Here is a 23,231-nt window from a genome sequence, read left to right as displayed (position 1 = left end):
AAAAAGGCCTCCGGGACGCTGTGTACATGTGACGCCGTCACAGAATCGTCACGATCGGACACCCCCGCCCCGGCTACCATCGGAGCCCGCCATTTCCCAGCGACCGCCTCCTATTTCTCCATGCAAAACGGCTCCCTCCTCGCTGCGGTCGATCTCGGCTCCAACAGCTTCCGCCTCGAAATCGGTCGGGTCGACCACGGGCAGATCCACCGGATCGAATACCTCAAGGAGGTCGTGCGCCAGGGCGCCGGGCTCGACAGCGCACGCAACCTGACGCCCGAAGCCATGCAGCGCGGCTGGGAGGCGCTGGCGCGTTTCGGCGAGCGGCTGGCCGGCTTCAAGCGCTCGCAGGTGCGGGTGGTGGCCACCCAGACGCTGCGCGAGGCCCGCAACCGCGACGAGTTCCTGCTGCGCGCGCGCACCGTGCTGGGCTTCGGCATCGACGTGATCCCGGGCCGGGAGGAAGCGCGCCTGATCTACCAGGGCGTGGCCCACATGCTGCCGCACAACGATGTCTCCGACCGCGAACGACGGCTGGTGGTCGACATCGGTGGCCGCTCGACCGAGATGATCATCGGCCGCGCGCTCGAGGCGCAGGTGATGGAGTCCTACCGCGTGGGCAGCGTCGCCTGGTCGCTCAAGCACTTCCCGCAGGGCCAGTTCACCGCCCCGGCCTTCCGCGCGGCCGAGATCGCGGCCAAGGCCGTGCTCGACGACGCGCTCTCCAGCTACGGCGCCGACCGCTGGGACGTGGCCTACGGTGCGTCCGGCACCATCGGCGCGGTCGGCGACATATTGGCCGCTTCGGGCGCCGAAGCCGGCGTGGTGACGCGCGAGGGGCTCGACTGGCTGGTCGACCGCCTGCTCAAGGCCGGCAGCATCGAGAAGCTGCGCATGGACGGCATGCGCGAGGACCGCAAGGCCGTGATCGGCGGCGGCGTGAGCGTGCTGCGCGCGGTGTTCGACCTGCTCGACATCCGCGAGATGAAGATCGCCCAGGGCGCCTTGCGCCACGGCGTGCTGTACGAACTGCTGGAGCGCGACGACAGCGTGGCCGACCTGCGCGCCGCCACCGTAGCTCGGCTGGCCACCCGCTTCACCGCCGACGCGGCGCAGGCGCGGCGCGTGGGCGACACGGCGGCGTCGCTGTATGTGCAGCTCGACCCGGCCGCGCGGGGCGGCAGCACCGCCAGCCGCGCCGGCCGCACCTTGCGCAAGCTGGGCTGGGCCGCGCAGCTGCACGAGATCGGCGCGCTGATCTCGCACAGCGATTGCCACAAGCACGGCGCCTACATCCTGGACAACATCGACGCACCGGGCTTCGCCTCCAACGAGCTGCACCAGCTGAGCCAGCTGGTGCTGGGCCATCGCGGCAAGCTGCGCAAGATCGAGACGGCCCTGGAAGACGACACCTTCGCGGCCCAGCTGCTCGCGTTGCGCCTCGCGGTGATCCTGTGCCACGCGCGGCGCGATCCCGAGCCGCAGGCGCTGAAGCTCGCGCGTAGCGATGCGCGCACCTTCAGCGTCAGCTACCGCCCCGACTGGGCCGATGCCTTCCCGCAGTCGGCCCACCTGCTGCGAGAGGAAGTGCTGGCCTGGCAGAAGACCGGCTGGAAGGTCGTGCTCGGCGGCTGAGGCGCGGCGGCAGCGCGCCCCGCCTCGCTACATCACATCAGCTCGGGCGCCTGCACCGTCACGACCACGGTCTGCACGTCGCCGTCGCGTTCGCGCGTGCGGATCCACCAGACCGCGCCCTTGCGCACCGGGCAGCTGTCGTGCGCCATGCCCAGCAACTGCGCGATCGCCTGGCCCAGGCCGGGCTGGTGCCCGACCACCAGCACCACCGACTTGCCGTTGGGCCAGCCGGCCGCGGCCAGCAGCGCCTCGGGACCGGCGTCGGGCGCGAGGTCGTCGCGCAGCTTGTACTTGCGGTCCAGCGCCATCACCGTCTGCTCGCAGCGCCGCGCGGGGCTGCTCACGATGCGCGTGCCGTCGGGCAGCTGGCGGTCGAGCCAGCTCGCCATGCGCCGGGCCTGCTTTTCACCGCGGGCGGTCAGCGCGCGCTGCATGTCGTCGCAGCCTTCGGTCCAGTCCTCGGCTTCGGCATGGCGCCAGAAGATCAAGTCCATTTCGAGCGTTCTCCTTCAGTTGCGCACGCGGCCCAGCCCGCGCGATGCATAGCGGCCCATCAGCGCGGCCTGGGCGCCATGCGCCTCGATGCGGTGCGACGCGCCCTCCTCGCCGGGATGCGTGTCGCCCTGGACGCGGTGGTACACGCCGTCGGCGCCCAGGTCCCAGGCGTCCTTGCCGTCGTGCAGGTAGGCCACCAGGCATTCGTCGATCAGGCGCTGGCGCAGGCCCGGGTCGGTCACCGGCCAGGACAGTTCGATGCGCCGCATCATGTTGCGGTTCATCCAGTCGGCGCTCGAGAGGTAGAGCGACTCGTCCTGGCCATTGCGGAAATAGAAGACCCGCGAATGTTCGAGGAAGCGCCCGATCACCGAGCGCACGCGGACGTTGTCGGTCAGTCCCGGCACCTGTGCCGGCAGCGTGCAGGCGCCGCGCACGATCAGGTCGATCTTCACGCCCTTCTGCCCGGCCCGCACCAGGGCATGGACCAGCGCCTCGTCGGTCAGCGCATTCATCTTGGCGACGATGCGCGTGGGCTCGCCCTGCTCGGCCGCCAGGCCCAGCACATCGATCTGCGCCACCAGGTTGCGGTGCAGGTCGAAGGGCGCGAGCGACATCCGGTTGAGCTTGGGCAGCCGGCTCTGGCTGGCCAGGTGCACGAACACCGCCTCCATGTCGGCCGTCAGCAGCGGGTCGGCCGTGAGGTGGCTGATGTCGGTGTAGAGCGCCGCGGTGCGCGGGTTGTAGTTGCCGGTCGACAGGTGGCCGTAACGCTGCATGCGCTTGCCTTCGCGGCGCGTCACCAGCAGCATCTTGGCGTGGGTCTTGAGGCCGACCACGCCGTACACGACCTGGGCGCCGATCGACTCGAGCATCTCGGCCCAGTTGATGTTGGCCTCTTCGTCGAAGCGCGCCTTGAGCTCGACCACCACGGTCACTTCCTTGCCGCGCCGCACGGCCTCGCGCAGCAGGTCCATCAGCACCGAGTCCGCGCCGGTGCGGTAGATGGTCTGCTTGATCGCCAGCACCTGCGGGTCGAGCACCGCCTCGCGCAGGAAGGCCAGCACGCCGTCGAAGCTCTCGAAGGGCTGGTGGATCAGCACGTCGCCGCGCTGCAGTCGGTCGAAGAAGGACTGGCCCGGCGACAGCGTGATCGGGTAGGACGCCTTGTAAGGCGCGAAGCGCAGCTCCTTGAACTGCGGCTCATCGAGCAGGTCGATCAGCTGCGTGAGCCGCGCCAGGTTGACCGGCCCGTGCACCCGGTAGAGCGACTGCGGCGGCAGGTTGAACTGCGCGAGCAGGAAGCTGGCCAGCGACTCGGCGCAGCTGGCCGAGACCTCGAGCCGCACCGCCTGCCCGTAGTGCCGGTGCTCCAGGCCCTGGCGCAGCGCGGTGCGCAGGTTCTTGACGTCCTCTTCGTCGACCGCCAGGTCCGAGTGCCGCGTGACGCGGAACTGCGAGAAGTCGCCCACCTCGCGGCCCGGGAACATGCTGGAGAGGTGCGCGCGCACGATGCTCGACAGCGCCACGAACAGCGTCTTGCCGCCCGACACCTTGGCCGGCATGCGGACCAGCCGCGGCAGCACGCGCGGCACCTTGAGGATCGCGATCGGGTTCTCGCGGCCGAAGGCATCCTTGCCACCCAGGCGCACGATGAAATTGAGCGACTTGTTCGCCACCTGTGGGAAGGGATGCGAGGGATCGAGCCCGACCGGGATCAGCAGCGGCCGCACCTCGCGCTCGAAATAGTCGTGCACCCACTTGCGCTGGGCCGGGTTGCGTTCGCCGTGCGAAATGATGTGCACGCCATGCTGGGCGAAGGCCGGCATCAGCTCGTTGTTGTAGAGCGCGTACTGCGTGTCGACCAGCGTGTGCGCGATATCGGCCAGCCGCTCGAAGGAGGCGACCGTCTCGTTGCCCTTGGCCTCGCCGAGGCTGGCCGCGATCAGGTGCGGTGCGGCGCGGACTTCAAAGAACTCGTCGAGGTTCGACGACACGATGCACAGGTAGCGCAGCCGCTCGATCAGCGGCACCTCGGCACGCTGCGCCCAATCGAGCACACGCTCATTGAAGGCCAGGATGCTGAGGTCGCGGTCGAGCAGGATCAGTGCGGGACGTGGGGATTCCGCTTCGGTGGCGGGTGGCGTTTCGGCCGGCGTAAGGGCCTGTTTGGACAACATGATCACGGATTCTGGCGCAAGGGCGGAGAGCGCCGCTGTCAGCGGAGATATGACAGTGTCGAGCGCCTTCATGACATTTTCGTGACGCTGTCATATGACACCCGCGGGCGTCGATCAGTTGCCCAGGAAATGCTTGCGGTAGCGCGGCGGCAGGTCGTCGATGCGCATCAGCATCGGCAGGTCGGCGGTGTTGAAGTCCGGGTCCCAGGCCGGCGCGCCCAGCACCTTGGCGCCCAGGCGCAGATAGCCCTTGATCAGCGCCGGCGGCTCCACCGCCATCTCGCTGTCGAGCCGGTCGACCGGCAGCGCGAGCCGCGGCTGGACCTGGTACTGGATCGGCGCCATGTGGGTGGCCGAGAGCTGGCGCCAGATGCTGGCCGCGGCGTCGCCGTTGCGCGCGCCTTCGTGGCACATCGGGATGCTCGCGCAGCCGATCATGGTGTCGAGCTTGTTGCGGTGCATGAAGGCCGCCAGCGCGCCCCACAGCGCGAGGATCACGCCACCCTGGCGATGGTCGCGGTGCACGCAGCTGCGGCCCAGCTCGACCATGCGCTCGCGCAGGTCGCGCAGCCGGGTCAGGTCGAATTCGGTGTCGCTGTAGGTGCTGCCGATGCGGCGGGCCTGCGCCGGCGTGAGCACGCGGTAGGTGCCGATGACCTGCTCGGTCTCTTCGTCGCGCACCAGCAGGTGTTCGCAGAAATCGTCGAACAGGTCGATGTCGTGGCCTTCGAGCGGCGTGGTCAGGCGCGCGCCCATTTCGCCGGCGAACACCTCGAAGCGCAGGCGCTGGGCGGCGCGCACGTCGTCCTGGTGGCGGGCCCAGCTCACGGTGATGCCCGGGCCGGCGGCGCGCGCGGGTGCGGGCGTGGTGGCCGGCACGACCGGCACCGCGGACGGCACGCGGGCCGCGGGCGGCGCACGCCAGAAGGCGGGGCGCGAACCGAGCTGGGAGATCGCGAACATCGGATTGGGCAGTTCTTGCATGGGGGACCCTTCGTGTTGAGCGCGAGTCTCCAGAACCCCGATGAAAGTGCCGTGTCGCCGTCATGGCAATTGCATGACGCCGCCGATGGCCCTTCTTCGTCGTCTAATAAGTGCTGCCCCAACCCCACAGGAGTCGCCCATGGCCGACGAAGGACGGATCGAGGTCGAGGTCGAAACCCGGCGCCACCAGATGTTTCCGGTGCTCGGTGAACAGGACATCCGGCGCATGCAGCGCTTCGGCAGCCTGCGCACCTATGCGCAGGGCGAGTGCATGTTCAGGGCCGGCGAGCCCGGCCTCGGCATGTTCGTGCTGCTGGCGGGCACGGTCGCCATCACCCAGCGTGACGGTCTGGGCCATGTGGTGCCCATCGGCCGGCAGGGGCCGGGCCAGTTCATGGCCGAGATCGCGCAGCTCTCTGGCAAGCCTTCGCTGGTCGACGGGCATGCCGAGACCGCGGTGGAGGCGCTGCTGATTCCGCCCGAGCAGTTGCGCGCGCTGATCGTGGCCGAGGCCGACCTGGGCGAGCGGCTGGTGCGCGCGCTGATCCTGCGCCGCGTGGCGCTGATCGAATCCGGTGCCAGCGGCCCGGTGCTGATCGGCCCGCCCGACACCGCCGACGTGCGGCGGCTGCAGAACTTCCTGAGCCGCAACGGCCACCCCTTCCAGGTGGTCGACTCGACCCGCGACGCCGACGCGGCCGCGATGCTCGCCCAGTACGGCGAGGCCACGCTGCTGGTCGCCTGCCCCAACGGCTCGGTGCTGATGAACCCGAGCGAGCTGGCCCTGGCGCGCTGCCTGGGCATGGTCGACAGCGCCATCCACGACGACCTGTTCGACGTGATCGTGGTCGGCGCCGGGCCGGCCGGGCTCGCGACCGCGGTCTATGCCGCCTCCGAAGGGCTGCGGGTGGTGGTGCTCGACTGCCGCTCCTACGGCGGCCAGGCCGGCGCGAGCGCGCGCATCGAGAACTACCTGGGCTTTCCCACCGGCATCTCGGGCGGCGCGCTGGCCGGGCGGGCCTATGTGCAGGCGCAGAAGTTCGGCGTCGAGATGATGATCCCCTCGGAAGTCGCCTCGCTCGACTGCAGCCGCGCGGCCGCGGGCGAGATGGCGGTGCACCTGGCGGACGGCCGCCGGCTGCGCGCGCGCACCGTGGTGATCGCCAGCGGCGCGCGCTACCGCCGCCCCGGCGTGCCGCGGCTGGCCGAGTTCGAGGGCCGCGGCATCTGGTACTGGGCCTCGGCGCTCGAGGCCCGCACCTGCGCGCAACAGGAGGTCGCGCTGGTGGGCGGCGGCAACTCGGCCGGTCAGGCGGCGGTGTTCCTGTCGCAGCACGCGGCCAAGGTCAACGTGCTGGTGCGCGGGCCCTCGCTCGCCGCCAGCATGTCGCGCTACCTGATCGACCGCATCGAGGCCACGCCGAACATCGAGCTGCATCCGCACACCGAGCTGGTGAGCCTGCGCGGCGATCCTGCCACCGGACTCGAAGGCGCGAGCTGGCGCCGCCGCGGATCGGCCGAGGAATACGACTGCCCGGCGCGCAACATCTTCCTGTTCGTCGGCGCCGAGCCCGAGACCGGCTGGCTCGCGGGTTGCCAGGTGGCGGTCGACCGCAGCGGCTTCGTGCTGACGGGGCCGGCCGCCAGCGGCGGCTTTCCCGCGCGGCCCGCGGCGCCGCTCGAATCGAGCGTGCCAGGCGTGTTCGCGGTGGGCGACGTGCGCTCGGGCTCGGTCAAGCGCGTGGGTGGCGCGATCGGCGAAGGGGCGGCGGTGGTGGCACAGATCCACCAGCACCTGGCGGCCAGCGAACGCAGCGCCTGAAGCCGGGCGCGCTGCAGGAAATCCGGCGCGCCTATATGCTGGCGCCCTCCTCTGTTCATCGCCTGAAACGACCGCCATGCCCCAAGCCCCGATCGACGTCTACACCTGGGCCACGCCCAACGGCCACAAGGTCCACATCATGCTGGAGGAGTGCGGCCTCCCCTACGTGGCGCATGCCATCGACATCGGCAAGGGCGACCAGTTCGGACCGGACTTTCTCGCGATCAGCCCCAACAACAAGATCCCGGCCATCGTCGATCCGCAGGGACCGGACGGCCAGCCGATCTCGCTCTTCGAATCGGGCGCCATCCTGGTCTACCTGGCCGGCAAGACCGGCCGCTTCATGCCCGCCACCGACCGCGGCCGCTTCGACGTGCTGCAGTGGCTGATGTTCCAGATGGGCGGCGTCGGCCCGATGCTGGGCCAGGCCCATCACTTCCGGCTGTACGCGCCGGAGAAGCTGCCCTACGCCATCGAGCGCTACACCAACGAGGCCCGGCGCCTCTACGGCGTGATCGACAGGCAGCTGGCGCAGAGCGCCTTCATCGCGGGCCCGGACTATTCGATCGCCGACATCGCGATCTTCCCGTGGCTGCGCAGCTGGGAGAACCAGGGCATCGTGCTGACCGACTTCCCGCACCTGCAGGCCTGGTTCGAAGGCATCGCCGCGCGGCCCGCGGTGCAGCGCGGCGTGAAGGTGCTGGCCGATCGGCGCAAGCCCATCACCGACGACAAGGCGCGCGACATCCTTTTCGGCAAAAGCCAGTACGCCAAGCGCTGACCGGAAAGTATTTAAGGCATGCCTGCCCGGAAACGCCATCGCGGCGGGCTAGAATCGCAGGCTTGTCGGGGCGTAGCGCAGCCTGGTAGCGCATCTGGTTTGGGACCAGAGGGTCGAAGGTTCGAATCCTTTCGCCCCGACCAAGAGAAAAGTGAATGCCCGCAGCGGTCCATGCCCTGCGGGCTTTCTGCTTCTGAAGGGGAGCGTTGCTCCGGTGGCCAGGGCCCGGGACTTCCTGCGCCGGCCCCACCGGAACCGCTCGCATCCGTGAATCCATCAGATCGATCAGGTATGAAGAACGTGCTCGGAAATGCAGCAGCCCGCCACGCGGCATCGCAACCCTCCTTCCGTCCCCGTGCCGGGTCGACCGCGGCCGCTGCACTGCTGTCGGCCGTGCTCGCGCTCGGTGGCCTCTCGGTCGCACATGCCGCGGCCGAGCACGACGAGGTCGACCGGCTCACCCAGGCCGGCAAGCTCGACGAAGCCACGGCCAAGGCCGACCGCTACCTGGCCGGCAATCCACGCGATCCGCAGATGCGCTTCCTCAAGGGCGTGATCCAGATCGATGCCGGCAAGCGCCCCGAAGCCATCGCGATCTTCACCCAGCTCACGCAGGATTCGCCCGAGCTGCCCGAGCCCTACAACAACCTGGCCGTGCTCTACGCCGCGCAGGGGCAGTTCGACAAGGCGCAGGCCACGCTGGAAAGCGCGATCCGCACCAACCCCAGCTATGCCACGGCGCAGGAGAACCTGGGCGACCTCTACGCCCGGCGCGCCACCGAGGCCTACAGCAAGGCGATGCAGCTCGACCAGGGCAACAGCGTCGTGCCGACCAAGCTGGCCGTGATCCGCACGCTGTTCGCGGCACCGGCATCCGCCAAGCCCGCCGTGCCGGCGAAGCCGCCCGCGGCCGTGGTCGCTGCAGCCAGCCCCGCGCCGGCCCCCGCGCCGGCCAAGGCCGCCCCGCCGGCACCGGCTCCCGCGCCTGCTGCGCCACCGGCGCCGGTGGCACCGCCTCCCGCTGCGCCGCCCGTCGCCGCCGCACCGGTGGCGCCGCCCAAGCCGGCCGCTGCACCTGCAGCACCGGCCGCCACGTCGACAGCCAATGCCGCCGTCGGCGCCGCGGTGCATCGTTGGGCCTCGGCCTGGGCCGCGCAGGACATGGACGACTACCTGTCCGCCTACGACAGCAGCTTCGCGCCGCCCGGCAACCAGACCCGCAAGGCCTGGGAAGAGGAACGCCGCGCGCGCATCGTGGGCAAGACTGCGATCAGCGTCGACGTGCGCAACCTCGAGATCGAGGTCGAAGGCAACACCGCCACGGCCAAGTTCCGCCAGGCCTACCGCGCCGATTCGCTCAACGTGAACAGCCGCAAGACCCTCGAGCTGGTGCTGCGCGACAAGCAATGGCGCATCCGCAAGGAAACCGCCGGCCGGTGAACGCTGCTGCAGGAAGTGGCCGGCCGCCCGCGGGTCCGGGGATGACGAGTGCCGGGCCGCAGGGCCCGCGCCACCGGCTCGGCATCGCGCTGCTGCTGGCATTGGCCACGGCCCTGCCGGCCCTGGCCACGCCGGCACAGACGCCGCCGCACCGCGCCAAGTCCAAGCCACAGGCCGAAGCCAAGACGCCGGCGAAGGCGCAAGCCAAGCGCGGCAAGACCCCTCCGGCGCCCGCCGCCAAACCGACGGCACGCGCCGATCGCCCCGCCCGCCCCGCACCCACCGTTTTGCCCATGCGCCCGGCCGCCGGCGCGGAAGCCCGGTTGATCGAGGTCTACCGGCTCTTCGGCCGCGGCCAGAGCCGCGAAGCACTGGCCGCGGCGCAGAAGCTGGTGGCGGACCAACCCAACTTCCAGTTGGCGCAGCTGGTCTACGGCGACCTGCTCGCCGCCCGGCTGCCGCCCGCGCGCCGGCCCTCGCAGATGCGGCCCGACGCCGACCCCCAGGCCCTGGGCGAACTCGCGGACGAGTCGCGCCGCCGCCTGCAGGCGCTGCGGGAGCGGCCCCCGGCCGGCACCGTGCCCTCGGCCTTCGTCGAGCTCGCGCCCAGCATCCGCCACGCGATCGCGGTCGACACCTCGCGTTCGCGCCTGTACCTGCTGGAGAACGGCCCGCAAGGCCTGCAGCTCAAGGCCGACTACTACATATCGGTCGGCAAGTCCGGCATCGGCAAGCAGGCCGAAGGCGATGCACGCACGCCGCTGGGCATCTACCACGTCACCAGCAACCTCGATCCGAAGACCCTGCGCGACTTCTACGGCATCGGTGCCCTGCCCATCAACTACCCCAACCCCTATGACGTGCGCCGCGGGCGCACCGGCAGCGGCATCTGGCTGCACGGCACCCCGCGCACGCAGTACGCCCGGGCACCGCTGTCGACCGACGGCTGCGTGGTGCTCGCGAACAACGACCTTCAGGAGCTGATCCGGCGCGCCCAGATCGGCGCCACGCCGGTGGTGGTCGCGCAGAACCTGCAGTGGACCGCACCCGCGCAGCTGCAGGGCGACAAGCAGGCCTTCGACAAGACGCTGGCCCAGTGGCTCGACGCCCGTGCCCAGGGCGACACCGCGCGCCTGCAGAAATTCCATGCCCCGGATTTCCGGCGCATCGGCAACAAGAAGACCATTGATTCCGCCCAGGGAATTACCGAGGACATCCGCGCCGCCAATGGGCAGCACTTGCTGCTCAAGGACGTCTCCTATTTGCGCTGGAACGGTGAAGACAACACCATGGTCAGCTCATTCGGCGAGGTGGCTGCAGGGCAGCGGACAGGCCGCCAGCGCAGGCAATACTGGATCCGCCAAGGCGTCGAATGGCGAATTCTTCAGGAAGAAGTCTCCGGCTCGTAATACCTTGGTATTCATTTGATTCGGGCTCGCGGGCCGCAATGACCCGAATAACCCTGCCGCCGTCTCATTCGGGTGTTGCGTGTTCCGAAGGTGTCACCGTAACAACGCCGTAACGCCCACTCCCACACCCGCTACGCGACCTTCCATCTCTTGTACAAGCCGTTGATTTTCAACGGCTTTTTTATTTTCCGCACGTGTTCGAAGGCGTGGGTGACATCGGCACGCCCGTTGCGTTCTTGTCAGGAAACATCACAAAAGGTGACGAATTTGACGTTTGTTACCGAATGTGAACTTACAGGCTAATTGAACTGCCCACTTACATTCAATTACGATGAAGTCACCGTGGATCGCGGTAATTTTTTCGAATACATCTTCCATTTACTGAAGGAAAAACCATGTCCAACGCAATTATGAAGTTTCTGCGCGATGAAGAAGGTGCGACGGCAATTGAATACGGAATCATTGCTGGGCTGATGGCGGTTGCCTTGATTGCACTTTTTGGCCCTACCGGCGAAGTCCGCGGCGCGCTGGATACGATCTTCAAGAACATTGGGATCGCAGTAAAGGGCCCCGTCGCTCCCGCCTAAAAATGCTCTACGCATGGTTGCTCTGGCTGCTTCTGGTCACTGACCAAGACCTCCGCAATCGGCGTGTACCCAACTGGTTGGTTCTGATCGGAGCAGTGCTAGGCAGCATTGCTCTGGTTTCGGCTTCACAGCCGTTCTCCATCGAAGGGTTTGACGCCGTTGCAGGAGCTTGCGCGGGCTTCACGTTCCTGCTGGTGTTCTACGTTGCCGGGCTCATGGGCGCAGGTGACGTGAAGTTCGCTGGAGCACTCGGACTTTGGGTCGGACTGCAACCGCTCTTGCCAATATGGATCGGCGCTAGCTTGCTAGCTGGAGGACATGCGCTTCTGTGGATGTTTCTGAAACGCTGGCCCTACTTCCCACGGCTCACCAAAGCTTTCTCGGGCGAACTCTCACTCCAGCATGACGATACAGAGATGCGAAGGCGCCAACGCCATATTCCGTTTGCGGCATACCTTGCAATTGCGTCCGTGGGTTGGCTGGTTTGGCGCAATCACGCCACCTTCTAGCGCGACGGCGCACTGCACAGACGATCGATTTCTCGGCAGTCATTCCACCTCCCCTTCCGCCCCATGATCCACCTCACCAAAATCATTGCCGCCATGCTGGTGCTTGTGGCGCTCGCGCTGGGCATATATGCCTGGATGTTGAGCCGCCAGCCAGTCCCGCCGCCGCCAGCGGTCACGGCTGCAGCTATGGCAGCAAAGGAACAAAGAGCACTTTTTCCGGTCGTGGTAACGACCCGAGCTGTGCCGGCGGGCGAACCCATCAAGGCCGAGTCGCTGCGCGTGGAACGTTTGCCAATCAATCCTGCCGGAGCGTTCCAAGAAGTGGAGAAAGCCGCCGGGGGGATACCCGTGTCCGATCTGGGTGAAGGCACTCCGGTGCTCGAGAATCAGTTGGTGACGGGCCTCGCGCTGCACGTGGTGCCAGGCGAACGTGCATTGGCCGTCAAAGCCGACGAGATGATAGGCGTGGGCAACAGGATTCGACCCGGCGACTTCGTCGACGTGTTCTTCATTCTCAAGTCCGACGGCAAAGACGTCGACCGTTCGCAAGCGCGACTGCTGCTTTCGCGAATGCGTGTGCTGGCTTTCGGCAGTGCATCAGTGGACGGTTCGCCGTCGCAGATGGCTGACAAGTCCGGGGCGCAATCCCAGCGCAACGAGCCCGCACGCACGGCCGTGCTCGCCGTGCCAGTGGCGGAGGTCAATCGGCTGACGCTGGGCGAAGCCAGCGGCCGCTTGATGCTTGCATTGCGTAACCCCACCGATCGAAGCGAGCCTGACCCAACGCTGTTCGCCGAGTTGCCGACAGCACTGCGGCCTCAACCTCTCAAGGCAGGCGCACCTCCACGCGGGCCCCTGGAAAGTATCGACCGGGCTCAGGCGGGATTGACGACAGTTGACCTAGCAAATGGTGGCCCGCAAGCCTCGGTCCGCAGCGCCCTCGCTGTGCGCAACGAGCCATCGAGCGCGTCCCGCGTAACGCCATCGGCGCAGGCGGCTCGTTTGTCACGCGGCGCCGACGTCGAATTCATCCGTGGCGACAAGCGCGAAACGCTGAGCTATTGATGGCCTATTCCTGCACGCCTCAGGCCGCCCTTATCCGAGACGGAGAAATCATGTTCGACCAGCCGCCTCGTGCGACACGCCACGCCCTCCTTCAAACCACCCTACTCGCCCTGAGCCTCGGCGCGGTTACCGCCTCGCCCTCGCTGTTCGCAGCCGACGCTACCCGGCCACTCACGCTGGTTGCCGGCACCCACCAGGAACTCCTCATGGAGAAAGGGGTTGAACGCATCGCCATCGCAGATGAGGGGGTCGCCACGGTACTCGTGACGCGCAAGACCGCTGGCAGCACTGCCGCACGCCTGCTCATCAACGGCAAGGCCGCCGGCCGCACCACGCTGATGGTGTGGGAGAAGGGCAGCAACAGCGCCACAACCTATGCGATCGAAGTGCAGCGCCGTATCGCCATATTGGAAGGAACGCTCGACAGCGTCCCAGCGCAACAGCAGGCCCGTGACGAGTTCACAGCCTCACACGCCGACAAGGCAGTCCTATCGGATCGTTCGGTCGTCGACGTGCGCAGCCACACCGTCCAGGTCGACGTGAAGGTGGTGGAGTTCAACAAGAGCATGTTGAAAGAGGTCGGCATCAATCTCTCTTCCTACGGCCCCAACAGCCATGGCTTCAGCTTCAGCAACACACCCGCCAGCGTGTTGACGGATGCGTTCAACCTGGCGCTGGGCTTTGGCAATGCGAACAAAGGCCGCGGCATGACGCTGACGCTGAGCTTGCTGGAAGGCAATGGCCTCGCACGTGTGCTCGCCGAACCCACACTGGTGACCACCTCGGGGCAAAGCGCCAGTTTTCTCTCGGGTGGGGAACTGCCCATTCCGGTGCCGCAAGGCCTGGGCTCAACCACGATCGAGTACAAGCCTTTCGGCATTGGCCTGACGGTCACGCCGACCGTCCTCTCGAACGATCGTATCGTGCTCAAGGTGGCGCCTGAGGTCAGTGACATCGACTATTCCAACCAAGTGAATCTCAACGGTGTTCCGGTGCCGGCCATTTCCACGCGACGCGCCGACACAACGGTGGAATTGGGTGACGGCGAGAGCTTCATCATCGGCGGACTGGTCAGCCGCAATACGACTTCCAAGGTCGACAAGGTGCCCTGGCTCGGCGACATTCCCGTGCTGGGAACCGTCTTTCGCCAGAGCAAGTACCAGATGAACGAGAAGGAGCTCGTCATCATGGTCACGCCACGCTTGGTCAAACCGATCGCACGCGGCACCGACTTGTCGGAGCAGCTGCCCGGCAGTTCGGAACAACGCAACGGCCCGGTCTGGCGCACCATGTTCCTCGACCCCGCGTCGCGCTCGGCCCTGCCCGGCTTTTCTCGCTGAGCAACACCGGATACCGCCCAGGCTCCCCATGAACGCCCCCTTCCGCGCTCCCGACGTCGGCATGGACAGCTACCTGTTCGCCTCGAACAGCGGAACGAACATCACCTGGCTGCTGCATGCGCTGCAGCGCGGCGGTACGGTGATGCCGGTCACGCCCAGCATCGACACGCTGGATGCGCAGATCGCCACCATCAGCCCGCGCGCCGTGTTCCTCGACTTCTCGCAGGACCATGCCGCCGCCATCGAGATCCACCAGCACTTGAAGCGCGACTGGCCGGCCTTGCCGGTGCTGGGCACAGGCTCCGCCAGCGAGCCCACGACCATGCTGGCGGCGCTGCGTGCGGGCGTCGATGACTTCATCGACATGGCCGCACCGGCGCAGGACGTGCTGCCCACGCTGCGCGCGTTGCTCGAACGGCGCGCGGTCCACCGTGAACAGAAGCGTGGCCACACGATCGCGCTGCTCGGCGCACGTGCCGGCCTCGGCGTGACCACGCTGGCCACCCATCTCGCACTGCTGCTCCAGGACCAGTTCAACCAGGCTGCGGCCAACCGCACGTCGACGTCGACCGAGGCCGCTTCGGACGGCCGGCGCGGCGTCGCGCTGCTCGACCTGGGCCTTCCCGCGCGCGACGGGCTGCTGTATCTGGACACGCAGAGCAGCTTCAGTTTCGTCGACGGCGTGCACAACCTGCGTCGGCTCGACCAGACCCTGCTGCAGACCGCGCTGGCCCACCACACCGGCGGCACCGCCGTGCTGCCCTTGCCCTCGAGCCTGGCGCAGGTGCGCGAGATCTCGCACGCCGACTCGGTGGCGTTGATCAAGCGACTCAGCGAGCACTTCGACTTCCAGATCGCCGACCTGGGTGGCTTCTCCACCATCGACTTCATCGCCCAGACCGTGCAGGAAGCCGACAAGACCTGGGTGGTGTGCGACCAGAGCATCGGCGCCATCGTCTCCACCGCCAACCTGCTGCGCGACCTGCAGGCCCGCGGCATCGAGCTTCAACGGCTCTCGCTCGTGATCAACAAGATCGACCCCGGCGTGGGGCTGTCGGCGCGCGACATCGCGGCGCGGCTGCGCCTGCCGCTGGCACACGTGCTGCCCATGCGGCGCACCGCGCTGCTGTCGGCGGCCAGCCGCGGCGAAATGCTCGCGCGCGTGGCGCGCAACGATCCCTATGTGCAGGCCGTGCTCGGCATGGTGAACGCGCTGCACCGCGAATACGGTGATGTCACGGCTCCGCCGCCCACGCGATCGCCCTGGAATGCGTTCATGACGCAACTCGCCGGCAAATGGAAAAGTCCAAGAGAGCACTGAGCATGTCTACCGATATCGAGTTTGCCGACGACAACGAGGCGTTCCTGGGCTCGCAGCAGTTCCAGGACATCAAGGGCTGGACGCACGACCACCTGCTGAGCCGCATCGAGGAGCTGGGGGCAGAGTTCGGCCGCTGGTCGCGCGCGTCGATCCAGCAGTTCGTCGAGCTGGAGCTCGACAGCTTCGTGCGACTGCAGCGCGTGCCGATCAACGACCGCGAGATGCAGCTCATCGCCGATGCGTTGACCAAGGAACTGGCGGGCTTCGGCCCGCTGGAAGACCTGCTCAACGATCCGGCGGTGGAAGACATCCTGATCAACGGCCACAAGCAGGTCTATGTCTCTCGGCACGGCAAGCTGGTGCGCGAGACGATCCGCTTCTCCGACGAAGAGCATGTGCTGCGCATCGTGCGTCGCATCCTGGCGCCGCTCGGGCGCCGGCTCGACGAGGCCAACCCCATGGTCGATGCGCGCCTGCCCGATGGCGGTCGCATCAACGCGGTCATCGAACCGCTGGCCATCGACGGCATGTCGGTGTCGATCCGCAAGTTCCGCAAGGACCCGCTCACGCCTGCCGACCTAGTGCAGCTGGGCACCTTCGACGCCGGCATGGCGCAGCTGCTGGAGATCGCGGTCAAGGCGCGCTGCAACGTGCTGGTGAGCGGCGGCACGAGCTCGGGCAAGACCTCGTTGCTGAACGCGCTTGCCACCTTCGTGCCCGAGACCGAACGCGTCGTGACCATCGAGGACACGGCCGAACTCTCGCTGGGCCACGCGCATGTGGTGCGGCTGGAAAGCCGGCCCGGTGGCTTCGACGGCGCGGGTCTGGTCTCGATCCGAGACCTGTTGCGCAACAGCCTGCGCATGCGGCCCGACCGGATCATCGTGGGTGAAGTGCGGGGTGCCGAAGTCATCGAGATGCTCCAGGCCATGAACACCGGCCATGACGGCTCGATGGGCACCATCCACGCGAGTTCGCCGCGCGAATGCCTTTACCGCCTCGAGATGCTGGCAGGCTTCGCGGGCTACCAGGGCAGCGAAACCAGCCTGCGTCGGCAGATCGCGAATGCCGTCGACTTCATCGTGCAGATCGGCCGGCTCTCGGGCGGGCAGCGCCGGATCCTGTCGATTTCGGAGATCACCGGTGTCAACGACAGCGTGGTGGCGATGCAGGAGCTCTACCGCTACGAGCCCGCCATGGGTCCCGATGGTCAGGAGCGTGACCGCTGGATCTCGCTGGGCATCGCGCCGCATTCGGCCAAGGTGACGCGCTTCCGCCAAAGCATGCAGCGCGCGGGAGATGGACGTGCCTGAGGCCTTCCTGATTCCCGCGATCCTGGCGCTGCTGCTCGCGGCTGCGGCGTTGATGCTGTGGCACTGGGCTGGCCGCCGGCAAGGACGCATGCTGGCGGACCGGCATGTCGGCGAACAGGTTCACAAACGCACTGCGGGCGACGAGCCGGCGTTCGACGTTCGCCGCGCCGCCGCCCCGGCGAATGCCATGACCGACCCATGGCTCATGACCGGTACGGCACCGGTTGCGCGCAAGACCGGCCTGAATGCCATCGTGCTGCCCGGTTGGTTGGAAAACGTCGCCACACCACAGGGTCTGGCCGCAGGCTTGGCGGCCATTCTGGTGACCTGTGCGCTCATCTTTGCATTCGCGGGCGGTATTGCAGCCAGCGGCGCACTGATACTGCTCCTGGGGATCGGATCTTTCGGTCTCTGGCTGCGCCTGCAGAAGTTCCGCAAGACGCTCGCCGCACAGTTGCCGGGTTTCATCGACGCCATGGTGCGCCTGATCACCGTTGGCAATTCAACCCAGGCGGCTTTCCAACTGGCTGTGGACACTACCAAAGCTCCGTTGCGAGGCTACCTCGAAGGTGCTACCGGCCTGATGCGCGCCGGTATGGAACTCGACCAGGCATTGCACCAGATGGCCCGACAGGTGCGCATTGAAGAGATGTACCTGCTGGCCTCGATCCTTGGCCTGGGCGTGCGCTACGGTGGTCGCGCCGACGTCTTGCTCGAGCGTGTCGCGAACTTCATGCGTGATCGTGAGCAGGCACAGCATGAGCTGGTAGCGATGTCCTCAGAAACGCGGCTCTCCGCTTGGGTCCTAGGCCTTCTGCCGGTCGTGGTGGGCTCGATGATCATCATGCTCAATGGATCGTACTTCACCCAAATGTGGAACGATTCCACAGGCCAAATCATGATCTTCGGTGCGTTCGGACTACAGATCTTCGGCGTACTACTGCTCTATCGACTGGCGCGGATCGCATGAATCTCTCTCCCGCGCAACTGACGACGTTCAGTCTTGCCTTTCTGGCATTGGGACTCGCCCTGGCAGCAGGCTTGCTGATCGCCCGAGAGGTCCGCCGCGCTCGCAGTGGTGACGCCATCGGCCGCGCGATTCGCCGCAGCACCGTCGAACCTCAGACCTCAGCAGCAGGCCGCAATTCTGGCGACGATGTTGACTTTGAAACTGTCGCGCAAGGCCGGAAGGACGATGATCTACCGACCCACTGGCTGCACACGCGGCTCGGCCGCATGCTAGTAGCCGACGAAGACCGGCGACTCATCGACCAATGCGGCTTCCCATCGGTGCGCGCACAACTCGTCTTCCTCGTTGTTCGCGTCGCTCTGGCACTGCTGCTGCCGCTGCTGACCTGGCTAATCCTGAAGAGCATAGGAGTCCTTTCTCAACACCGCGGTTTGACGATGGCTTTCGCCTTCGTAGTCGGTTTTTTGCTCCCCAAATGGGTACTTGGCTACTACGCCGCCGGACGGCGCGACCGCGTCGCAAACGAACTACCGCTCTTCGTTGACTTGTTGCGGTTGCTGCAAGGTGTAGGTCTGAGCCTGGATCAAAGCCTGCAGGTCATGGCGACCGACTTCGGACATGTGCTTCGCATCCTGGCCGAAGAACTTCAGATCGCTAACCGCCAGTACAGCCAAGGCCGCACTCGCGAGCACTCTCTGCAGCGGCTGGCCGTGCTCTATGACAACGAGAACCTGGCCGGATTGGTTGCACTGCTGGTTCAGGTCGACCGCCACGGCGGCGCAGTACAGGAGCCGCTTCAGAAGTACAGCGACCGGCTGCGAGAGCACCGACGCATGGAGCTGAAGGAACGCATAGGAAAGATCACCGTGAAGATGACCGGCGTAATGGTGATGACGCTCTTGCCTGCTTTGGTCATTGTCACTGCCGGTCCAGGTTTTCTCGCCATCTTTCGTTCTCTGGGAGCAATGGGAAAATGAAATCGTTCGCACTCACCCATTGGTTCGCTGTGCTCGCCTTGCTCGCTCTCGCCGGTTGCGCGGGAACCAAGAGCAACTACCCCGGCGCAGCCGAGCAGCATGAACGGGCCGAAGCTAACGCCATGTCCGATGCGAGTACCGGTGCCATCACCGACAGCGTAGGCACCTACCTCAAATTGGTCGAGCGGATGCAACGCGACGGACTGTGGTTTGCTTCACTCGCACACATCGATGCGCTCGAACAGCGCTGGGGTTCGTCGCCCGACTCAACCAGGATGCGCGCAGATGCGCTTCGTCAGACTGACCAAGTAGAGGAAAGCCGAAAGCTCTACGAAAAGCTCCTGGGCACGCCAATCGAAGCTGCCGGATACCGCGGGCTCGGCCTAATCGCAGGTGGCGAGGCCGACTATCTTCGGGCTGTGCGCATGCTCGAGCAGGCTCAGCGACGCGCACCGACAGACGGCGGACTCTTGAGTGATTTGGGCTACGCGCAGATGCGAGCAGGGCGCCTAGCGCAAGCTCGCGTGCCGCTGATGCAAGCGCTCCAGCTTGCGCCTGAGAATCCGCAGGTACATGCAAACGCAGCCTTGTACCTGCAAGCCAGCGGCCAAGCAGCGCAAGCTCAGGCACTGATGGAAGACAGCAAGATGCCTGCCGCAACGCGCGCCGCAATACAGGAAGCTGCACGCGACCTACTGGCGTCCTATTCGGTCGCCGCCAGCGCGGGAGCGACTGCCGCGCCCGCAGCATCGGCCAATACGCTCCCCATTGTGACAACGGTTACGCCAGTAGCACGGACGGTAGTCGCACCGGAGGAAAGCCGACAACCTCTCCTGCTCAAGACGGCCTCTTGGCCTCGACGCATCCATGTGATGGTCCGTCCCCAAGCAAATACGCCTGCGCAGCCCGAGACTACCACCATGACCACGGCGGATGCCGCCGAGATCCTTCAACCCGTGCCAACGACCGGAGCGCAACCATGACCTGTCCATCCTCAACGCGTGCCTGCGCAAGTGCCGCCTTTTTGTTGATCACGGCCGTGACGGCATACATTCCCTTGCGTGCATCGGCACAACAGGACGGCGCTTCGATCGCACCAGGTGTCCCCGCCGCATCGATCGACATGGTCACCACGGTCGCATCGCTTGAACAGATCCAAGCGCCCCCGCTGCCGGGCAGACAACTGCAGGTTGGTGACGCCACCCACAATCTTCTGGCCCTACAACGCAATGGCATTTCGGCCTCCACAACGCCGCGTCCGCTGACGGGCGAGATCGCAAGCCTCAGCTACAAGCGTTACCTCGACAGCTTCAAGTTTCCGATTCCGGAAAAGTTCGGCGCAGCGGTGCAAAAGTCGGGCAGCAGCTCTGGTGGTGGCCGATAAGAGCATTGGCGTTAAGCCTGCGACTGAATGTTATGACGCGCCCTCTTGCCCCTCATGTCCGTCTATCTACGAGACACAAACAGAACGGGGTGTACGCGATCGAATTCGCTTTCGTATTTCTGATCTTCTTCACGTTCATATACGCAATCATCTGCTATGGAATTCTTCTCACTTTTCGATTTGGATTGCAAAATGCGGCAGAGGACGGCGCACGCGCGGCATTGCGTTACCAAGTGAATCTTGAGGCACGACAGAATAAGGCCAAAGCTGTCGCACTTGCACAGACAGAGCGTTGGCTACCAGTAACTGCAAAGGTAGCCGCAGATGTGGTCTACAGCAGTGGGAGCACGTGCGGCATGACCCCTGATAAGCGATGTCGCATCGTCGTGAAAGTGACTGCCAGCGGGCTAAACAAGGTACTGCCGCCGTTCCCATCCTTCGCCATCCCAGACACTCTGACAAGTCAGGCAAGCTTGCTTATTGATGGCAGATCACTATGAAGCGGATCAGGATCAAAATACATCAGCAGCAGGGAATTGCCGCTATTGAATTCGCACTGATATTCACAGCGCTCATCTTATTTCTGTACGGAATTTCGACATTCGGCATGGTGCTCTACACGCAACACATGCTCACCCGCGCGGCGGAGGACGGCGCCCGTGTTGTAGTGCAGTTCAACAACGTCACAGAGGGCCAAGTACGGGCCACCGTTCTCGAATCAATGAGTGCTCCTTGGAAGGACTCACCTGGTTTACAGGTAACTTCGCCGATGAACACGAACCCGGTGATAGTGACAATTACGTATCCGTACTCGGCCAATGCACTTCTCCCCCGCCTCCCCTTCACTGCGAACTGGATGATACCTGACACCCTTCGGGCGCATGCCACAGTGACCAAGCCATCGCTTTAACGCAGCACCAATGATGCCCTTATTTCATAGAAATAGAAAATCATCGCCCAATAGACAAGGTGGCTCAGTCGTTGTCAATGCCGCGATTGCCATCAGTCTTCTAGTGATCCTGCTAATTGGCAGTGAATTGGGCTATCTCTCTTGGATGAAAAGAGACCTGCAAAAAGCGGCTGACCTTGCTGCGCTCGCAGGCGCACAGAAAATCGATCCTAACTCCTGCGGCGCCGCTATCGATGCGGCCAAACGCAATGCCAACGGCACCGACAAAAAAGATCCTACGCGCAATCTTTCGAGTGCTTTCTCCCTCGAAGATACCGAAATCTCTTGCGGCCAATGGAGCCCAACGGCAAGCGATGCCACCGGGCGTCACTTTATCTCCGGAATGAAACCCTTCAACGCAGTTCGCGTCTATCTGCAAAAAACACCTGCACTCCTTTTTCCTAATATGCCTGGCAACAGCGGACGCACCATTGTTGTCGAAGCCATCGCATCCATGAAGCATCCGCAGGCTGCATTGAGTATTCGCAGCACACTAATAAACATCAATGACGATAGGGCCGCACTACTAAATCTTGTAACCAGCGCACTTCTTGGTGGAGCTGTGAAGATTGGAGCCGTGGGCTGGAACGGTTTGCTCGATGCCAACATCAACATACTGGACTACTTGATTGCACTCGACGCAAACGCGGGAAACTACGAGAGCATACTCAACAGCAGAGTATCACTTGCAAAACTTCTCAAGGTTGGCGCAACCGTCATTAAAATAAATGGCAGCCTTGTCGATGCAAAAGCGGCGCTAAATGAACTCAGTCTGGCGGCGGAAATCAAGAACCTGGACATCAGAGTGGGCGATCTACTAGGCGTCGCCAGTGGGACGCCATTCTCCGCCTTGGCAGTGGATCTGCAAGCATTCGGGCTGGCTCAAGGGGCTATTCAGCTAGCAAATGGAGAAAGTGCTTTAGCTGCTGATTTGAACCTTTCCCTGCTTGGGCTTGGGAATTTTACATCAAAAATAAAAGTCATTGAAAAACCTCAACTTTCAGGAATCGGAAATCCGAATCTAGTCAACCCAATGTTGGGAACATCGGACCCACAACGTATTTTTGTGCGAACAGCACAAGTTCGAACACTACATACATTAGAGTTAAAAGCAGTCACCGGGTTGGTCAACAATCTTGTCAAAGTACTGCTTGACGCTTTATCACCCCTAGTGAATTTTTTGAATACCGTGACCTCGCTTAATCTCGGGAAGATTCTTACGGAACTGGTGGGACTTGTTGTCTGCGCTCCTTGCGATGCATCCAAGGTTATCTATACGACCGTTCTTCCAGACGCTGGGATCGATATCGGTATTGAGGGAAGCGCAGGCAGTGCGTATGTTACGAACCATACATGCGCGGCGGAATCCAAGTCGCTGGTCGTGCAAGGAAAAACCAGCCTAGCCGCGATAAGAATAGGAAAGATAAAAAATGCATTCTCCTCAGACCCGATTTCAGTAGAACCTATTCCACTGGTTAAAATTGGATACTCGGAACAACGCTACACCAGTTGCCTTTTGAGCCTTATCTGCTTCGGAAAGCAATATAAAAATGAAGCTGGTCAATTTGTCGCGTATCCAGCATCTTTACCTGTCGGAAGTTTTCCGTCGGACGCAAAAAAAACCCTTATCGCTGGCTTCGGCCTTTCTGTTGACTTGGATGTCTCTGGCTCATCAAGCTCACCAAAGCTTACCTACAGCTCGCCTTTGCCAGAAAATTTACCGGAGATTGACGCGGCTCCGTATAGCGGTACCGCCCCGGATCCTTCATATCAATCCATCAATGTAACGGACGTTGTCGGTAGTTTGGGGAGTGCTATTGGCGGGGTAAAGATATCTCCTTACCAAAGTGACGCGGGTGGAGCACTGGGCGCACTTTTGACTGGGAGCATTCAACTTATCAGCAATCTCATTTCCTCCTTGAGCGATCTCCTTAAAACAGCGTTGTCTCCCCTACTGGACCCCCTCGTCAAAGAGCTACTCCGCGTTGCAGGCATTGACCTTGCGACCACTCAAATCGGCGCTCGCCTTTCGTGCAATCGCGGAGCAGAAATCGTTTATTGACATATAGA

The 23,231-nt window shown here is 64.5% G+C and carries 21 protein-coding genes and 1 tRNA gene; 19 read left to right on the top strand and 3 right to left on the bottom strand.

The window, feature by feature from the left end; all coding sequences use genetic code 11:
- Window positions 1–120: 120 nt before the first annotated feature.
- The gene (locus tag QTI20_RS01365; RefSeq protein ID WP_286550678.1) at window positions 121–1,635 is read left to right on the top strand and encodes a Ppx/GppA phosphatase family protein; all 1,515 of its coding nucleotides are present in this window, start codon (window positions 121–123) and stop codon (window positions 1,633–1,635) included.
- A 32-nt stretch (window positions 1,636–1,667) separates the two neighbouring features.
- On the opposite strand, the gene QTI20_RS01360 is transcribed toward QTI20_RS01365, so the two are convergent.
- The 3 genes from QTI20_RS01360 to QTI20_RS01350 are packed head-to-tail and all read right to left on the bottom strand — an operon-like array spanning window position 1,668 to window position 5,294.
- Window positions 1,668–2,129, bottom strand: coding sequence for a SixA phosphatase family protein (locus tag QTI20_RS01360; protein WP_286550679.1), 462 nt, complete (start codon window positions 2,127–2,129; stop codon window positions 1,668–1,670).
- A 15-nt stretch (window positions 2,130–2,144) separates the two neighbouring features.
- Window positions 2,145–4,382, bottom strand: a complete 2,238-nt coding sequence (ppk1, locus tag QTI20_RS01355) for a polyphosphate kinase 1 (RefSeq protein ID WP_503011373.1) — start codon at window positions 4,380–4,382, stop codon at window positions 2,145–2,147.
- 42 nt (window positions 4,383–4,424) lie between these two features.
- A complete protein-coding gene (locus QTI20_RS01350) occupies window positions 4,425–5,294 on the bottom strand; it encodes a GNAT family N-acetyltransferase (RefSeq protein ID WP_286550681.1) in 870 nt (289 codons plus the stop codon).
- A 139-nt stretch (window positions 5,295–5,433) separates the two neighbouring features.
- On the opposite strand from QTI20_RS01350, the gene QTI20_RS01345 reads away from it, so the two are divergent.
- The 18 genes from QTI20_RS01345 to QTI20_RS01265 all read left to right on the top strand — a co-directional run bounded on the left by QTI20_RS01345 (window position 5,434) and on the right by QTI20_RS01265 (window position 23,223).
- Window positions 5,434–7,116, top strand: coding sequence for an FAD-dependent oxidoreductase (locus QTI20_RS01345; protein ID WP_286550682.1), 1,683 nt, complete (start codon window positions 5,434–5,436; stop codon window positions 7,114–7,116).
- A 76-nt stretch (window positions 7,117–7,192) separates the two neighbouring features.
- Entirely contained in the window at window positions 7,193–7,897 is a 705-nt protein-coding gene (locus QTI20_RS01340; protein WP_286550683.1) for a glutathione binding-like protein, read from the top strand.
- 66 nt (window positions 7,898–7,963) lie between these two features.
- Window positions 7,964–8,040 (top strand) — tRNA-Pro (locus QTI20_RS01335).
- A 148-nt stretch (window positions 8,041–8,188) separates the two neighbouring features.
- The gene (locus QTI20_RS01330) at window positions 8,189–9,337 is read left to right on the top strand and encodes a L,D-transpeptidase Cds6 family protein (protein WP_286550684.1); all 1,149 of its coding nucleotides are present in this window, start codon (window positions 8,189–8,191) and stop codon (window positions 9,335–9,337) included.
- A gap of 41 nt (window positions 9,338–9,378) precedes the next feature.
- Window positions 9,379–10,746, top strand: a complete 1,368-nt coding sequence (locus QTI20_RS01325) for a L,D-transpeptidase family protein (RefSeq protein WP_286550685.1) — start codon at window positions 9,379–9,381, stop codon at window positions 10,744–10,746.
- A 395-nt stretch (window positions 10,747–11,141) separates the two neighbouring features.
- Complete coding sequence (locus tag QTI20_RS01320; protein WP_286550686.1) at window positions 11,142–11,333, top strand: Flp family type IVb pilin; 192 nt, start codon at window positions 11,142–11,144, stop codon at window positions 11,331–11,333.
- 2 nt (window positions 11,334–11,335) lie between these two features.
- Window positions 11,336–11,842, top strand: coding sequence for an A24 family peptidase (locus tag QTI20_RS01315; protein ID WP_286550687.1), 507 nt, complete (start codon window positions 11,336–11,338; stop codon window positions 11,840–11,842).
- Between the two features lie 63 nt (window positions 11,843–11,905).
- Window positions 11,906–12,907, top strand: a complete 1,002-nt coding sequence (gene cpaB / locus QTI20_RS01310; RefSeq protein WP_286550688.1) for a Flp pilus assembly protein CpaB — start codon at window positions 11,906–11,908, stop codon at window positions 12,905–12,907.
- A gap of 50 nt (window positions 12,908–12,957) precedes the next feature.
- Window positions 12,958–14,247 carry a type II and III secretion system protein family protein gene (locus tag QTI20_RS01305; RefSeq protein WP_286550689.1) on the top strand — a complete coding sequence of 430 codons (1,290 nt, stop codon included), beginning with the start codon at window positions 12,958–12,960 and terminating at the stop codon, window positions 14,245–14,247.
- A 28-nt stretch (window positions 14,248–14,275) separates the two neighbouring features.
- Window positions 14,276–15,568 (top strand): CpaE/TadZ family protein, encoded by a 1,293-nt coding sequence (locus tag QTI20_RS01300; protein WP_286550690.1) that lies wholly within the window; start codon window positions 14,276–14,278, stop codon window positions 15,566–15,568.
- Between the two features lie 2 nt (window positions 15,569–15,570).
- Complete coding sequence (locus QTI20_RS01295; protein WP_286550691.1) at window positions 15,571–16,881, top strand: TadA family conjugal transfer-associated ATPase; 1,311 nt, start codon at window positions 15,571–15,573, stop codon at window positions 16,879–16,881.
- Window positions 16,868–17,851, top strand: a complete 984-nt coding sequence (locus tag QTI20_RS01290; RefSeq protein WP_286550692.1) for a type II secretion system F family protein — start codon at window positions 16,868–16,870, stop codon at window positions 17,849–17,851. The genes QTI20_RS01295 and QTI20_RS01290 overlap by 14 nt, the downstream gene beginning before the upstream one ends.
- Window positions 17,848–18,828 (top strand): type II secretion system F family protein, encoded by a 981-nt coding sequence (locus tag QTI20_RS01285; protein WP_286550693.1) that lies wholly within the window; start codon window positions 17,848–17,850, stop codon window positions 18,826–18,828. The genes QTI20_RS01290 and QTI20_RS01285 overlap by 4 nt, the downstream gene beginning before the upstream one ends.
- Entirely contained in the window at window positions 18,825–19,811 is a 987-nt protein-coding gene (locus tag QTI20_RS01280; protein WP_286550694.1) for a tetratricopeptide repeat protein, read from the top strand. The genes QTI20_RS01285 and QTI20_RS01280 overlap by 4 nt, the downstream gene beginning before the upstream one ends.
- A complete protein-coding gene (locus tag QTI20_RS01275) occupies window positions 19,808–20,212 on the top strand; it encodes a DUF3613 domain-containing protein (protein WP_286550695.1) in 405 nt (134 codons plus the stop codon). Before QTI20_RS01280 ends, QTI20_RS01275 begins: the two co-directional genes overlap by 4 nt.
- An 89-nt stretch (window positions 20,213–20,301) precedes the next feature.
- Entirely contained in the window at window positions 20,302–20,712 is a 411-nt protein-coding gene (locus tag QTI20_RS01270) for a TadE/TadG family type IV pilus assembly protein (RefSeq protein ID WP_286550696.1), read from the top strand.
- Complete coding sequence (locus QTI20_RS30680) at window positions 20,709–21,122, top strand: TadE/TadG family type IV pilus assembly protein (protein ID WP_353621709.1); 414 nt, start codon at window positions 20,709–20,711, stop codon at window positions 21,120–21,122. Before QTI20_RS01270 ends, QTI20_RS30680 begins: the two co-directional genes overlap by 4 nt.
- Window positions 21,123–21,135: 13 nt before the next feature.
- Window positions 21,136–23,223 carry a TadG family pilus assembly protein gene (locus QTI20_RS01265; RefSeq protein ID WP_286574131.1) on the top strand — a complete coding sequence of 696 codons (2,088 nt, stop codon included), beginning with the start codon at window positions 21,136–21,138 and terminating at the stop codon, window positions 23,221–23,223.
- Window positions 23,224–23,231: the final 8 nt, after the last annotated feature.

The sequence above is a fragment of the Variovorax sp. J2P1-31 genome (assembly GCF_030317215.1).
Taxonomy (GTDB): Bacteria; Pseudomonadota; Gammaproteobacteria; order Burkholderiales; family Burkholderiaceae_C; genus Variovorax.
The sequence above is the reverse complement of the archived record's forward strand: the minus strand, read 5'-3'. Positions and strand labels throughout refer to the sequence as shown.